The 13,929-nt window shown below is 66.4% G+C and carries 11 protein-coding genes and 1 pseudogene; 7 read left to right on the top strand and 5 right to left on the bottom strand.

Annotation, left to right across the window (positions count from 1 at the left end):
• The first annotated feature begins 24 nt into the window (after nt 1-24).
• Together ACFPOB_RS08230 and ACFPOB_RS08235 are read left to right on the top strand one after the other, a co-directional pair.
• Nucleotides 25-1,014: a TRAP transporter substrate-binding protein gene (locus ACFPOB_RS08230; protein ID WP_377797384.1), complete on the top strand. Its 990-nt coding sequence runs from the start codon at nt 25-27 to the stop codon at nt 1,012-1,014.
• Nucleotides 1,015-1,087: 73 nt separating this feature from the next.
• A complete protein-coding gene (locus ACFPOB_RS08235; protein WP_377797385.1) occupies nt 1,088-2,044 on the top strand; it encodes a dihydrodipicolinate synthase family protein in 957 nt (318 codons plus the stop codon).
• Between the two features lie 118 nt (nt 2,045-2,162).
• On the opposite strand, the gene ACFPOB_RS08240 is transcribed toward ACFPOB_RS08235, so the two are convergent.
• Nucleotides 2,163-2,888, bottom strand: coding sequence for a DUF1028 domain-containing protein (locus ACFPOB_RS08240; RefSeq protein ID WP_377797386.1), 726 nt, complete (start codon nt 2,886-2,888; stop codon nt 2,163-2,165).
• Between the two features lie 10 nt (nt 2,889-2,898).
• Complete coding sequence (locus tag ACFPOB_RS08245; RefSeq protein ID WP_377797388.1) at nt 2,899-4,701, bottom strand: gamma-glutamyltransferase family protein; 1,803 nt, start codon at nt 4,699-4,701, stop codon at nt 2,899-2,901.
• Nucleotides 4,702-4,903: 202 nt separating this feature from the next.
• On the opposite strand from ACFPOB_RS08245, the gene ACFPOB_RS08250 reads away from it, so the two are divergent.
• Nucleotides 4,904-5,203 carry a GIY-YIG nuclease family protein gene (locus tag ACFPOB_RS08250; protein ID WP_377797390.1) on the top strand — a complete coding sequence of 100 codons (300 nt, stop codon included), beginning with the start codon at nt 4,904-4,906 and terminating at the stop codon, nt 5,201-5,203.
• Between the two features lie 105 nt (nt 5,204-5,308).
• Here the strand turns inward: ACFPOB_RS08250 and ACFPOB_RS08255 are convergent, their stop codons facing one another.
• From ACFPOB_RS08255 to ACFPOB_RS08265, 3 genes and pseudogenes are all read right to left on the bottom strand, one after another.
• Complete coding sequence (locus ACFPOB_RS08255) at nt 5,309-6,181, bottom strand: ABC transporter permease (protein WP_377797391.1); 873 nt, start codon at nt 6,179-6,181, stop codon at nt 5,309-5,311.
• Nucleotides 6,181-7,125 (bottom strand): ABC transporter permease, encoded by a 945-nt coding sequence (locus tag ACFPOB_RS08260; RefSeq protein ID WP_377797392.1) that lies wholly within the window; start codon nt 7,123-7,125, stop codon nt 6,181-6,183. Before ACFPOB_RS08260 ends, ACFPOB_RS08255 begins: the two co-directional genes overlap by 1 nt.
• 217 nt (nt 7,126-7,342) lie before the next feature.
• Nucleotides 7,343-8,847: pseudogene (locus ACFPOB_RS08265) on the bottom strand (ABC transporter substrate-binding protein).
• A gap of 349 nt (nt 8,848-9,196) precedes the next feature.
• On the opposite strand from ACFPOB_RS08265, the gene otnK reads away from it, so the two are divergent.
• The 4 genes from otnK (at nt 9,197) to ACFPOB_RS08285 (ending at nt 13,926) form a co-directional block, all read left to right on the top strand.
• Complete coding sequence (gene otnK, locus ACFPOB_RS08270) at nt 9,197-10,462, top strand: 3-oxo-tetronate kinase (protein ID WP_377797393.1); 1,266 nt, start codon at nt 9,197-9,199, stop codon at nt 10,460-10,462.
• Between the two features lie 83 nt (nt 10,463-10,545).
• A complete protein-coding gene (locus ACFPOB_RS08275) occupies nt 10,546-11,874 on the top strand; it encodes a malonyl-CoA decarboxylase (protein ID WP_377797394.1) in 1,329 nt (442 codons plus the stop codon).
• Between the two features lie 37 nt (nt 11,875-11,911).
• Nucleotides 11,912-13,441 carry a malonate--CoA ligase gene (locus ACFPOB_RS08280; RefSeq protein WP_377797396.1) on the top strand — a complete coding sequence of 510 codons (1,530 nt, stop codon included), beginning with the start codon at nt 11,912-11,914 and terminating at the stop codon, nt 13,439-13,441.
• A gap of 89 nt (nt 13,442-13,530) precedes the next feature.
• Nucleotides 13,531-13,926 carry a hypothetical protein gene (locus ACFPOB_RS08285; RefSeq protein ID WP_377797397.1) on the top strand — a complete coding sequence of 132 codons (396 nt, stop codon included), beginning with the start codon at nt 13,531-13,533 and terminating at the stop codon, nt 13,924-13,926.
• Nucleotides 13,927-13,929 lie beyond the last annotated feature (3 nt).

Below are 13,929 nucleotides of genomic sequence, written 5' to 3' on the forward strand. Positions count from 1 at the left end.
CCAACCAATAAGGGGAGTACCGTCATGACCATTTCACGCCGTCATCTCATCGCTGCCGCGGCGACCCTGCCGATCGCCAAGCCGGCGCTGCTGCTTGCCCAAAGCAAGGAGCTGCGCCTTGGCATCCTCACCCCGAACGGCCATCCCTGGAACGTCGCGGCCGTCAAGGTCGGCGAGCGCCTGAAGGCCGAGACCAATGGCCGGCTGAACCTGACGGTCTTCCACTCCGGCCAGCTCGGCAACGAGGCGGCGATGCTGCAGCAGATGCAGTCCGGCGCGCTCGACATGGGCTGGATCATGGCAGCCGAGCTCGGCTCGCGCGTGCCGGCGATCGGCGCGATCACCGCACCCTATATCGTCGACTCCACCGCCAAGATCGCCAAGTTGGTGCGCGACCCCGTCGCGATGAAGCTGTTCGACGTGCTGCCGCGCGAGACCGGCTGCGTCGGCATGGCCTGGGGCATCACCGGCATGCGCGCCGTGTTCTCCGCCAAGGAGATCGACGGCGTCGCCGGGCTCAAGGGCATGAAGCTGCGCATCAACCCGACGCCGGTCTATCGCGACTTCTACCAGCTGCTCGGCGCCGCTCCGACCCCGATCCCGACCCCGCAGGTCTTCGACGCCATGACCAACGGCCAGGTCGACGGGCTCGAGGCCGATCTGGAGTTCTCGCGGAACCAGCGCTTCGACAAGGTCTCCAAGACCATCCTGCAGATGAACGCGATCTTCATGCCGGTGATCGCGCTCGCCTCGGGCCGCGTCTGGCAGGGCATGCCGGCCGCCGATCGCGAGCTGATCCAGAAGACGGTCCGTGCCGCGCTCGACGAGCAGATCGACGCACTCGCCGTCAACGAGCCCAAGCTGGTCGAGCAGTTCAAGGCGGCCGGCGCCAACTTCAAGCTCGCCAACCCGAAGGATGCCGAGGCCGTCGTCGCCGAGTTCGACAAGATCTGGCTGCCCAAGGCGCCGGTGCTGGCCGACCTGCGCAAGGCTGGCAAGGCGATCACGGCCTGATTTTTTCAGCTATCATCCCGGCTGCGGGCGCTCCGCCCGCAGCCGCATTTCCTCCCGCGAGCGGATACCTGCCATGACCAAGAACATCTTCAGCGGTACGATTCCCGCCCTGATGAGCCCCTGCACCGCCGCGGGCGACGTCGACTACGCCGAGCTGGTGCGCACCGGCCGCCATCTGATCGACGCCGGGATGTCGGCGGTCGTCTATTGCGGCTCGATGGGCGACTGGCCGTTGCTCACCGACGAGCAGCGCATGGAGGGCGTCGAGGCGCTGGTGAAGGGCGGCATCCCGCTGATCGTCGGCACCGGCGCGCAGAATCCCAAGCGTGCCGCCGCGCTCGCCGCCCATGCCAAGAAGGCCGGGGCGCAGGGCCTGATGGTCATCCCGCGCGTGCTCTCGCGCGGCTCTTCGCTCCAGGCGCAGCGCGCCCATTTCGAGGGCATCCTGGAAGCCGCGGTCGACCTGCCCTCGGTGATCTACAACAGCCCCTATTACGGCTACGAGACCAAGGCCGACCTGTTCTTCGCGTTGAACAAGCAGTTCCCGCATCTCGTCGGCTTCAAGGAGTTCGGCGGCGGCGCGGCGCTGACCTATGCGGCCGAGCATATCACCAACCGTGACCCCAAGCTGACGCTGATGGTCGGCGTCGACACGCAGGTCACGCACGGCTTCATCCGCTGCGGCGCCAGGGGCGCGATCACCGGCATCGGCAACGCCCTGCCCAAGGAGGTGCTGCACCTCGTCGCGCTCTCGCAGAAGGCCGCCGCGGGCGACCCGCAGGCCGAGCGTGATGCGCTCGAGCTGGAGCGCGCGCTCTATGTGCTGTCGTCCTTCGACGAGGGCGTCGACCTCGTGCTCTACTACAAGCACCTGATGGTGCTGGAAGGCCACAAGGCCTATGAGCGCCATTTCAACGACGCTGACAGGCTTTCCGACGCCCAGCGCAATTATGTCGAGACCGAATGGCGCCGATTCAAGAGCTGGTACGCCAAATGGGCGGCCGAAGGGCGCACCGCCAAGGCGGCTTGAACAAGGTCGTCATTCTCGGGCGGCGCGAAGCGCCGACCCGAGAATCTCATGACGAGAAGACACTGGTTTCCGAGATGCTCGGGTCAAGCCCGAGCATGACGATCGGCTGCCGCGATCGTTATTCCGGATGCCGCGCGTTCCACGCCTCGGCATAGTCCGCACACAGCCGGTCGAGCTCGGCCCGGTCGGTGACGCCGGCAGGTCGCGCCCGCGAGGGCGAGGCCTGCTGGAAGGGCACGGAGCGCTGATGCGCCACCCGCCAGATCCGGCGCAATTCGGTGAGCGGCTCGGCATGGTCGTCGACCCGGATGTCGAAGCTCGGCACCGGCTCGCCTGCCCAGATCCTGATTGCGCAGGATTGCCGGCCGCGCTTGTCGCCACCGGCTTTCTCGCCGGCTTCGAGCGCGACCAGCAGGCGCTCGTCGAAATCGAGCCCTGAATTCTCGACATAGGCCTTCAGCGTCTCCTGGACGACCTCCGGGCCGGCCAGCATGTTGCCGGCGACCGAGACCTGCGGCCCGTTCACCGCCCCGCACCAGTCGATGCAGGCATTGCCGGTATAGGACGCCGTGCGCCCGTCGCGATCGATCAGATGGACTTGCCGGTGCGCCCGGCCTTCATCGGCCGCAGTCAGGTTGGCGATGATCTCGACCGAGGAGCGCCCTTCCTGCAGCAGCCGCAAGCCGTCGACGCCGTAGAGCGGGTTGACGAAGGCCTGGGTCGCGATCGCGCCGACCCGGCCGCAGCCATAAGGCACGCGCGCCCCGACGGCGAAGGCGCAAGTGGAGACGGCGACGCCATAGGCGCCGGTCGCGGCGTCGCGCGCGACGATGGACCATGTCATAGGCTAATCCTCAGCGGCCGGCGGCGTAGGCCTGCATCAGACGTGGGGTCGCGGCCGCGCGCAAGAGCCCATTGGCGCTCTTCTCGGCTGCGGTGAGTCGACCGACCGTCCAGGCCGGAGCCGGCTCGAGCTTGTGGCCGCGCCGCACCAGATCGGCCAGCACGGCCTCGCCGACGCTCTCCTCGACCGTGAGATGACCCGGCCGCGCCTCGCGCGGATAGAAGGTCGAGGGGAAGTGCTGGGTATGGAACAGCGGCAGGTCGATCGCCTCCTGCAGATTGAGGCCGTGATGCACCCGGCGCAGGAACATGCCGAGCTGCCACTGCTCCTGCTGGTCGCCGCCCGGCGTGCCGAAGGCGAGGCGCGGCTGTCCGTTCTCGAAGGCGATTGTCGGGGTCAGCGTCGTGCGCGGGCGCTTGCCGGGTGCCAGCGAGGAGGGCAGGCCCTCTTCGAGGAAGAAGGCCTGGGCGCGCGAGTTCAGCGGGAAGCCGAGCTCCGGGATCACCGGCGAGGATTGCAGCCAGCCGCCCGAGGGCGTCGCCGCAACCATGTTGCCCCAGCGGTCGATCACGTCGATATGGACGGTGTCGCCGCGCTGCGAGGAGGCGACCATAGAGGCGAGCGTCGGCTCGCCGACCGTCGCGCTGGTCGCCGCGCCATGCTGGCCGGCAATCCGGATATTGGCGAGCGCCTGTGCGACCTGCGCTTCGAAGCCAGCGACCGCTCCGGGACGGATTTCGAGCGAAGCCTCGTTGCCGATCAGCGCGCGCCGGCCGCGGGCATAGTCGTCCGACAGCAGCGTCGCCAGCGGCACCTTCACGAAGTCGGGATCGCCGTAATAGGCCTCGCGATCGGCGAAGGCGAGCTTCATCGCTTCGGCGACATGGTGGATGAACTCGGGGCTGGCCGGGCCCATTGCGGAGAGGTCGAAACCTTCGAGGATCTTCAGCGTCTGCAGGAAGACCGGGCCCTGGCCCCAGGGGCCGATCTTGAACACCTCCCAGTCATGATAGGTCACGCTCGCCGGCGCCTCGTAGTGCGGCGTCCAGCCGGCCAGGTCCTGCGCGGTGAGCAGGCCCTTGTGCCGGCGGCCGGTCGAATCCATCGGCGCTTCCGTGCGGCAGAAGGCGTCCATCGCTTCGGCGACGAAGCCCTTGTACCAGGCATCGTAAGCGGCCTGGAGCTGCTTCTGGCGATCGCCGCCAGCGGCTTCCGCCTCGGCGAGGATGCGCTTGTAGGTCGCGGCCGCCACTGGATTGCGGAAGAGCTCGCGGCCCTTAGGGACGTTGCCGCCGGGCAGGTAGACCGCGCCCGAGGTCGGCCATTCATTGGTAAAGAGGTCGCTGAGGCCTGCGATCGTGTCGGAGACGCGCGGCAGCATCGGGTGACCGTTCTCGAAATAGCCGATCGCCGGCTCCAGCACCTCGCGCAGGGGCAGCCGGCCATGGTCGCGCAGCATGGTCATCCAGCCGCCGAATGCGCCTGGGATCACGGTGGAGAGCAGGCCGTCCCCGGGGATGATGTCGATGCCGAGGTCCTTATAGGCCTTGATCGTCGCGGCGGCCGGCGCCGGCCCCTGGGCGCAGAGCACTTCGACCTTCCTGGTCTCGGCCGAATAGAACACCGCCGGCATGTCGCCGGCCGGGCCGACGAGGTGCGGCTCGACCACCTGCAGCACGAAGGCGGCGGCGGCGCAGGCGTCGAAGGCGTTGCCGCCCTTCTCCAGCATCGCCATCCCGGACGCGGTCGCGAGCCAGTGAGTCGAGGTGACGACGCCGAAGGTGCCGAGGATCTCGGGGCGGGTGGTGAACATCGGGCTATCCACTGGTTGGAAAAATCGGCTCAGGGGCGGATCGCGTTTCCTACCCTTAGCCCTCATCCTGAGGAGCGCTCCGCAGGAGCGCGTCTCGAAGGATGCTCCAGCTGGTTCCGGAGCTTTCTGAAGCATCCTTCGAGACGCGCTTACGGCGCTCCTCAGGATGAGGGCTGAGAAGGGAACAAGGACTCGTAACAGCATGCGAGAGCATGATGGCTGTTGGCTGTACATTCTCCGCTGCAGTGACGGCAGTTTCTACACCGGGACGACCAGGGGCGATGTTGAGACGAGGGTCGGGCAGCACAACACCGGTCTCTATCCGGCGAGTTACACGTTCAGGCGGCGGCCGGTGGCCTTGGTGTTTGCGGAGCACTTCCCGAGCATCACCGATGCCATTGCGATGGAGCGCCGGGTCAAAGGTTGGTCGCGCGCAAAGAAGCAAGCCATGATCGAAGGCCACTGGAATCTCCTGCCAGAACTGGCCAGGCGCAGAACATGAGCTGTTTCGTATCTCCAGCGCCGGCGTTTCCCGAGCTTTCTGGAGCATCCTTCGAGACGCCGCTGCGCGGCTCCTCAGGATGAGGGCTGAGGAAGAGGGCAGCACCTACTGTTCCTTCGGATCGAGCGCGTCGCGCAGGCCGTCGCCGAGCAGGTTGAAGCCGAGGACTGCCAGGAAGATGGCGATGCCGGGCGCAACCGACATCCAGGGCGCCTGCTCCATGAAGTTCTTGGCGACGTTGAGCATCTGGCCCCAGGACGGCGAGGGCGGTTGTTGGCCGAGGCCGAGGAAGGAGAGGGCGGCTTCCAGGATGATCGCCTGCGCCATGAACAGGGTCGCCTGCACGATGATCGGCGAGAGCGTATTCGGCAGGACATGGACCAGCATCAGGCGCAGGTCGCGCGCGCCGACCGCGCGGGCGCCCTCGACGAAGTCCTCCGCCTTGACCGTCATCACCTGGCCGCGCACCAGCCGGATGAAGATCGGCACCGCCGAGAGCCCGATCGCGATCATCGCATTGGTCAGCGACGGTCCGAGCACGGCGGCGAAGGCGATGGCGAGGATCAGGAACGGGCAGGCCAGCAGGGCCTCGGTGACACGCGAGATCACGATGTCGATCCAGCCGCCATACCAGCCGGCGGCGAGCCCGAAGGGAATGCCGATCGCCAGCGCGATCGCAACCGAGACGATGCCGGCGAGCAGCGAGGTCTGTGCGCCATAGAACAGGCGCGATACCTGGTCGCGGCCAAGCTCGTCGGTGCCGAACCAGTACAGCTCGGAAGGCGGCTTGCGGATCGCGAGGAAGTTCGACTTCAGCGGATCGGCCAGCGGGAGGATCGGCGCCAGGATCGCCAGCAGCACAAAGGTCAGGACGAGGGCTCCGCCGATCAGCGCCGAGCGGTTGCGGACGAGCCGTCGCATCACACCCGGGCGCGCCTGCAAGGGGCCGGCCGCGCCGGTCTCGGTCACGGCGCTCATCAGGCGTTCCTCAGGCGCGGATTGGCGAGGATATAGAGGACATCGGCGAGCAGGTTCATCAGGATGAAGCCGAGCGCCGTGCACAGCACCACGCCCTGGACGACGCCATAGTCGCGGTTGAAGACGGCATCGACGATCAGCTTGCCGAAACCGGGGATGGTGAAGACCTGCTCGGTCAGCACCGCGCCGGCGAGCAGTTCGCCGAACAGCAGCGTCGACAGGGTGATGATCGGGATCAGCGCATTGCGTAGCGCGTGGCGGTTGACGACGGTCTGCTCGTCGAGCCCCTTGGCGCGCGCTGTGCGGACATAGTCGGAGCGTAGCACTTCCAGCATGGCCGAGCGGGTATGGCGCATGATGAAGGCCGAGAGCCCGCCGCCGAGCACGAAGGCCGGCATGATCAGGCGCTCGATCGCCGCCTTGGGGTCGACGAAGATCGACTCGAAGCCCGAGGCCGGCAGCCATTTCAGCTCCACGGCGACGACGAGGATCAGCATGATGCCGAGCCAGAAGTTGGGGATCGACAGGCCGGACAGAGCGAGCGCGCTCGCCGAATAGTCGACGATGGTGCCCTTGCGTCGCGCCGCGATGATTCCGGCCGGCAGGCCGATTGCGAGCGCGACGATGATCGAGGCGGTGGCGAGCTGGATCGTCACCGGCAGCTTCTGCAGGATCAGGGTCAGCACGGGCTCGCCGGTGCGCAGCGAGCGGCCGAAATCACCCTGGAGCACCTGGCCGAGCCAGGCGAAGAACTGCACGACGATCGGATCGTCCATCCGGTAGATCGCGCGCAGGCGTGCGATCACCTCTGGATCGCGCTCCTCGCCGGCGATGACCAGGAACGGGTCGCCCGGCAGCGCCCTTTGTAGGGCGAAGACGAACAGCGACACCAGGAACAGCGTCGGGATCGCGATCAGGACGCGTCGGCCGATCAGCGCGAACATGGCTGCCGGTCGCTGTCGTGAGCCGGAGAGGGCGCCTCTCTCCCCCCTTGTGAGGGAGAGTTGGAGAGGGGGGTAGTCAGCCGTGAGGCTGGTCGTTTTGCACGCGGCGTTCGCCAGGATTTGAAGCGCGGGAGCATGGCATTCCCCCCTCCCCAATCCTCCCCCACAAGGGGGGAGGGCGTAGGGTGGCGGTGCCCGCGTCGATCGGGCTGCATCCTCACGAGCGCTTCAGCCCCGAAAGCCGGATCATCCCGTCGGGGTTGATCACGAAGCCCTGGAGATTGGAGCGCAGCGCGAAGAAGACGGTCTAATTGTAGAGATAGACGATCGGCAGTTCGTCCTGGAGGATCTTCTGCGCCGCGTCGTAGCGCTTCTTGCGCTCGGCGACATCGTAGAGCGTCCGGGCCTCGTCGAGCAGCTTGTCGACCTCGGCATTGGAGTAGCGCCCGTCGTTCTGGTTGCCCTTGGTCGTGACGAACTGGTGGATATTGCCGTCCGGATCGATGCGTCCGGACCAGCCGATCCGGCTCATCTGGAACTTGCCCTGCTGCTGGTCGCGCAATTGGCTGGCGAACTCGCTCGAGCGGATCTGGATGTCGATGCCCGCTTCCTGCGCCATCGCCTGGATGACCTGACCGAGCTGGGCGTCGACCGGGTTGTTGGTCACAAAAAGCTCGACGCTGACCTTGGCGGCCCCGGCTTCCTTCAGTAGCGCCTTGGCCTTGGCGACGTCGCGCTCCGGCACGGGCAGGGCGGCGGAAAGATACTGGTTGCCGGGGTTGAAGGGCTGGTTCATCGGCGCATAGAGCCCCTCGAACACCACCTGGCTCAGCACCTTCCGGTCGATCGACAGCGACAGCGCCTGCCGGACGCGCTTATCCTTGCCCATCGGCTGGTTGGCGGCCTCGCCATGATTGGTGTTGATGGTGATGCCCTGATAGCCGAGATTGGCGGTGCTCTCGACCTTGAGGCTCTTGTCGCCCTTGGCCGATTTCACATCGGTCGGTGCCAGTCGCTCCAGCATGTCGAGCTCGCCGGCGCGCAGATTGGCGAGGCGCACCGTGGTGTCGGGAATGGCGCGGTAGATCACCCGGTCGAACTGGTACTTGTCAGCCTCCCAGTGCCCCTTGAATTTCTCCAGCACGATCCGGTCGTTCTGGACACGCTCGACGAACTGGTAGGGGCCGGAGCAGACCGGCTTGGCCGAGATGTCGGGGCCGAGGCTCTTCGGCGACAGCATCATGCCGGCGCGGTCGGTGAGCTGGGCGAGCAAGGTCGCATCGGGGCGCTTCAGCTTCAGCACGAGCGTCGCCGGATCGGGGGCTTCGACGCTTGCGACCGAGGCGAGCTCCGACTTTCTGAGCGAATCCGGCAGCGTCATCGCCCGCTCGAGATTGGCCTTGGCCGCCTCGGCGTTGAAGCTCTCGCCATCATGGAACTTGGCGTCGGTCCGGAGCTTCATCGTCAGCGTCAGCCCATCGCCCGAGAACGACCATTGCGTCGCCAGCCGCGGGATGATCTTCAGCTCCGGGTCGATGTCGACGAGCCGGTCGCACAGCCCATGAAGACGATGCGGCCGACGAAGGTGCGGGCCTTGTGCGGATCGAGCACATCAGGGTCCTCCTGCAGGCCGATGCGCAAGGTCGATGGCGATTGGGCTTGAGCTGGAAGAATGGCGAGGCCGAGCAGAGCCGCGGACGCCAGCAGAACGATACGTTTCATCGCTGTTCCCCTCATCGTTGTTTTGCTTTGACCTTGGCCCCTTTCCCGAGACTCCATCGCTCTTGCGGCGATCACGGAGCTTCGCGGGGCATTCCTGTTTGGTCCCATTCGGTACCAAGCTGGCGTATTTTGCGGTGATCGTCGATAGGGCTTTCCTTGCCCAGGCCGAGCTTGGCCAGAAACATTCCATGCCGTGGTGTCTGGTGCAATGGATACAATGTGACGGCGTGGAGCAGGGGTTGCATGGCGGTGGCGCGGTGATGGCCTCTCGCCGCGCGCGCCAATTCTGGTATGCAAGATTTTCGCCGCGGGCCATTGCCCGCGAAGGAAGGCAAGGGAAGGTCAAACAATGCTGCTGGGTGTGATTGCCGACGACATGACGGGCGCGACCGATGTCGCCCTGATGCTGAACCGTGCCGGGATGCGCACGGTCCAGGTCATCGGCGCCCCCGCTGCCGGGGCAAAGCTGCCCGAGGCCGACGCCGTCGTCGTGGCGCTGAAATCGCGCACCAATCCTGTCGCGGAGGCGGTGGCGGATTCGCTCGCCGCCTGCGAAGCGCTGCTCGCGGCCGGTGCGCGGCAGATCCTGTTCAAATACTGCTCGACTTTCGACTCGACCGCCAAGGGCAATATCGGCCCGGTCGCGGACGCGCTGATGCAGCGCCTCAATGCCCATCAGGCGATCGTCTGCCCGGCCTTCCCGGCCAATGGCCGCTCGATCTTCCAGGGCTATCTCTTCGTCGGCGAGGTGCCGCTGCAAGAGAGCTCGATGAAGGACCACCCGCTGACGCCGATGCGGGATGCCAACCTGATGCGGCTGATGGGTGCGCAGACTCCTCAGAAGGTCGGGCTCGCCTCCTATGCTTCCGTCAACCAGGGCGCCGCCGCCGTGCGCAAGCGCCTGGCCGAGCTGGCCGCCGACGGCGTGCGCTATGTCGTCACCGACGCGCTCGACAACGGCCATCTGATGGTGCTCGGCGAGGCCATCTCCGACCATGTCCTGCTCACCGGCGGCTCCGGCATCGCGATGGGCCTGCCCGAGAATTTCCGCAAGGCGGGGCTCTTGCCCTGGCGCGAGACCGCGACGCATCTCGCCGCCCCGACCGGCCGCGCCGGCATCATCTCCGGCAGTTGCTCGGCGGCGACGCGCGGCCAGATCAAGGCGGCGCTCGCGGTCGGGATCCCGGCGCTGAAGGTCGATCCGCTGGCGCTGGCCGGCGGCCAGCAGACGGCGAAGGAACTGGCGGACTGGGCCCTGGCTCAGCCCGTCGACAAGCCCTTCCTCGTCTATTCCAGCGACGATCCGGCCGAGGTCGCTTCGGTGCAGGACAAGCTCGGCCGCGACAAGGCCGGCGAGATCGTCGAGCATGCCTTTGCGGAGTTGGCGCGCCTGCTGAACGCTGGCGGCGTCACCCGACTGCTCGTCGCCGGTGGCGAGACCTCGGGCGCGGTGGTGCAGGGCCTTGCCATCCGCACCCTGGAGATCGGCCCGGAGATCGACCCCGGCGTACCCTGGACGCGCGTCGTCGACGGGCCTGAGATGGTGGTGGCGCTGAAGTCGGGGAACTTCGGCGCGCCCGATTTCTTCATCAAGGCCTGGGGCCTGTTGAGGTAGCGCGATCGTGTCGCAGCACCGTCCGTTTGCACTGCGGCAAACTCGTATAGGATTGCCCGGGCAGCAGGCTCTTGGGGGTGCACATGGCGTTTCTTGGCGATCTATTGACCAGCGTCGCCGATCGCGGCCGCGCGCTGATCAATTTCGAGCGCTTCGCCTCGAACCGCCGGCGGCCGCTCGACAAGCTCTGCGAGGATCTGCTCTCCGGGCGCGGCGAGGCGTCCGGCATGGCGCTGGCGCAGGCCGTGCTCGACGACTGGCAGCGGCTCGACGAGGCCGGCCAGCTTGCTTTCTTCCAGTTGCTGCTGGAGCGCTTCGGCCCCGATCACGAGCGGCTTGACGCCGCGCTGGAGCGTTATCGCGACAATCCCGACGCCGAGGCGGTCGGGCAGCTCCATCTCGCCTCCGAACCGCGCCGGCAGGAGCTCTTCCGCCGGCTCAATCTCGCGCCCGGCGGGACGCATGTGCTGGTGCGCATGCGCGAGAGCCTGTTCGAGGCGATGAAGGAAGAGCCCGAGCTCAAGGCTGTCGACACCGATTTCCGACACCTGTTCGGCTCCTGGTTCAATCGCGGCTTCCTGGTGCTGCGCCGGATCGACTGGACCACGCCGGCCAATGTGCTGGAGAAGATCATCCGCTACGAAGCGGTCCACGCCATCAAGGACTGGGACGATCTGCGCCGCCGGCTCGAGCCGGCCGATCGGCGCTGCTTCGCCTTCTTCCACCCGCAGCTCATCGACGAGCCGCTGATCTTCGTCGAGGTGGCGCTGACCCGCGAGAGCCCGAGCCGCATCGTCGATGTGCTCAGCGAGGATCGCGAGGTGCTGCCGGCATCCTCGGCCACCACGGCGGTGTTCTATTCGATCTCCAACTGCCAGGAGGGCTTGCGCGGCATCTCCTTCGGCAATTTCCTGATCAAGCAGGTCGCCGAAGATCTGAAGCGCGAGCTGCCGGGGCTCGACGTCTTCGTCACGCTTTCACCGGTGCCGGGCTTCGCACGCTGGCTCGGCCAGGAGCTTGCGGAGCCGGCCGAACTCGGTCTCACCAATGAGGAAGCGGCGCTGCTGATGCAGGCTCCGGCCGAGGTCGCGAAGCAGGACGAGGTCACCCGCGCCCGTCGCGACAAGCTGCTCGGGCAGATGCTGGCGCACTACATGCTGCGCGCCCGGACTTCCTCTGGGCGCGTGATTGACCCGGTCGCCCGTTTCCATCTCGGCAATGGCGCGCGGCTGGAGCGCATCAATGTCGGCGGCAATCTCTCTGACCGGGGCCAGCGCGAGTCGCATGGCGTCATGGTCAATTACCGCTATGAACTCGCCGACATCGAGGCCAATCACGAGGCCTTCGCCAGCCGTAACACCGTCGTCGCCTCCTCCTCGGTGAAGAAGCAGCTTCGGCCCGCGACCAAGTGAACACAGACAACGGAAACGCCTGAAAGGACCCGAAATCATGGGCAATCATCTGTTCGACCTGATCAAGGCCCGCATGCCGGCGCCAACCGCGCCCTTCGCGTTTCTCGATGACGGCCGGACTTATTCCTATGCCGATATGGTTGCGGTCTCCGCGCGGTTCGCCAATGCGCTGGTCGCGCTCGACGTCAAGCCGGGCGACCGCGTCGCCGTCCAGGTCGAGAAGAGCATCGAGGCGCTGATGCTCTATCTCGGCACGATCCGTGCCGGCGCGATTTTCCTGCCGCTCAACACCGCCTATACGCCGGCCGAGGTCGAATACTTCCTCGGCGATGCCGAGCCGGCCGTCTTCCTATGCGATCCGGCCAAGGCGGAGGCGCTGAAATCCTTCGCGGACAAGGCGGGCGCCAAGCTGGAGACCCTCGGCGTCGGCACGGGCAGCTTGCTCGACAAGGCCAATGCCGCCTCGGGCGAGTTCAGGGATGTCGCGCGCGGCGCCGATGATCTTGCCGCGATCCTCTACACATCCGGTACGACCGGGCGCTCCAAGGGCGCCATGCTCAGCCATGACAATCTCGCGTCGAATGCGCTGGCGCTGGTCGACTACTGGCGCTTCACCAAGGACGACGTGCTGCTGCACGCGCTGCCAATCTTCCACACCCACGGCCTCTTCGTCGCGACCAACACCATCCTTCTGGCCGGCGCCTCAATGATCCTGCTGCCGAAGTTCGATCCTGAGCAGGTCTTCAAATACCTGCCGAAGGCCACCAGCATGATGGGCGTGCCGACCTTCTATGTCCGCCTCCTGCAGGATCCGCGCCTGTCGAAGGAGGCGGTGAAGCACATGCGCCTCTTCGTCTCCGGCTCGGCGCCGCTGCTGGCCGAGACGCATCGCGAATGGCGCGAGCGCACCGGCCACGCAATCCTCGAGCGCTACGGCATGACCGAAACCAACATGAACACCTCGAATCCCTATCACGGGGACCGGGTGGCGGGCACGGTCGGCTTCCCGCTGCCGGGCGTCTCGGCCCGCGTCACCGATCCGGAGACCGGCAAGGAGCTCGCCCGCGACGAGATCGGCATGATAGAGGTCAAGGGGCCGAACGTCTTCAAGGGCTATTGGCGCAATCCCGAGAAGACAAAGGCCGAGTTCCGGGCCGACGGCTTCTTCATCACCGGCGATCTCGGCAAGATCGATCCGGCCGGCTATGTCCACATCGTCGGGCGCGGCAAGGACCTGATCATCACCGGCGGCTACAACGTCTACCCCAAGGAGGTCGAGGCCGAGATCGACGAGATGCCGGGCGTGATCGAGAGCGCCGTGATCGGCTGCCCGCATCCGGATTTCGGCGAGGGCGTCACCGCCGTGGTGGTAGCCAAGCCCGGGGCCGATATCAGCGCCGCCGGCATCGCCAAGGCGCTGGAGCAGCGCCTCGCCAAGTTCAAGCAGCCCAAGCAGGTCTTCGTCGTCGCCGACTTGCCGCGCAACACCATGGGCAAGGTCCAGAAGAACCTGCTGCGCGAGCAGTACAAGGACATCTACGCCAAGCAGCTCAAGGCGGGAGAGTAGCGGCTGCTCCTTCGAATGGAGGATGCGATCAGGCATTTCCGGAGCGAGTATCGGTGCAGTGAGACCTGCATCGCTCTCCGGAGATCGTCATGTGCCGCTTCCTCCTGCCACTCCTCGCTGCTGTCTTCGGCTCGGCCGGGGTCGCCTCCGCCGCCACTGACTGCAAGGGAACGCTGACCGGGCGCTGGGCCACCAAGGGCGACGTCGCCATGGGGCCGATGAAGGTCAAGGTCGACAATCTCGACGCCTACAACGCCGACGGCTCCTTCAGGGCCGTCCGCCGCTTCGTCAATCAGGAAGGGAAGTGGGAGGAGCAGGTCACCTCCGGCCAATGGACCACCAAACCCGGTGCCGGTGCCGGAGAGTGCGTGCTGGAGATGTCCAGCAAGAGCGAGTTCGGCAATTCCAGCTCGTCGACGACCGTAACCGTCGTCGACCGCAATACATTTCGCTCCTTTGGTGTTGACGCCAAGCGCGTCAGGTAAGCA

Source organism: Allobosea eneae (assembly GCF_042657265.1).
Classification (GTDB): domain Bacteria; phylum Pseudomonadota; class Alphaproteobacteria; order Rhizobiales; family Beijerinckiaceae; genus Allobosea; species Allobosea eneae.

What these genes read in the sequence shown, in the direction of transcription:
- ACFPOB_RS08230 (WP_377797384.1), top strand. Translation starts at nt 25, where the DNA reads ATGACCATTTCACGCCGTCATCTCATCGCTGCCGCGGCGACCCTGCCG.
- ACFPOB_RS08235 (WP_377797385.1), top strand. Translation starts at nt 1,088, where the DNA reads ATGACCAAGAACATCTTCAGCGGTACGATTCCCGCCCTGATGAGCCCC.
- ACFPOB_RS08240 (WP_377797386.1), bottom strand. Translation starts at nt 2,888, where the DNA reads ATGACATGGTCCATCGTCGCGCGCGACGCCGCGACCGGCGCCTATGGC.
- ACFPOB_RS08245 (WP_377797388.1), bottom strand. Translation starts at nt 4,701, where the DNA reads ATGTTCACCACCCGCCCCGAGATCCTCGGCACCTTCGGCGTCGTCACC.
- ACFPOB_RS08250 (WP_377797390.1), top strand. Translation starts at nt 4,904, where the DNA reads ATGCGAGAGCATGATGGCTGTTGGCTGTACATTCTCCGCTGCAGTGAC.
- ACFPOB_RS08255 (WP_377797391.1), bottom strand. Translation starts at nt 6,181, where the DNA reads ATGAGCGCCGTGACCGAGACCGGCGCGGCCGGCCCCTTGCAGGCGCGC.
- ACFPOB_RS08260 (WP_377797392.1), bottom strand. Translation starts at nt 7,125, where the DNA reads ATGTTCGCGCTGATCGGCCGACGCGTCCTGATCGCGATCCCGACGCTG.
- otnK (WP_377797393.1), top strand. Translation starts at nt 9,197, where the DNA reads ATGCTGCTGGGTGTGATTGCCGACGACATGACGGGCGCGACCGATGTC.
- ACFPOB_RS08275 (WP_377797394.1), top strand. Translation starts at nt 10,546, where the DNA reads ATGGCGTTTCTTGGCGATCTATTGACCAGCGTCGCCGATCGCGGCCGC.
- ACFPOB_RS08280 (WP_377797396.1), top strand. Translation starts at nt 11,912, where the DNA reads ATGGGCAATCATCTGTTCGACCTGATCAAGGCCCGCATGCCGGCGCCA.
- ACFPOB_RS08285 (WP_377797397.1), top strand. Translation starts at nt 13,531, where the DNA reads ATGTGCCGCTTCCTCCTGCCACTCCTCGCTGCTGTCTTCGGCTCGGCC.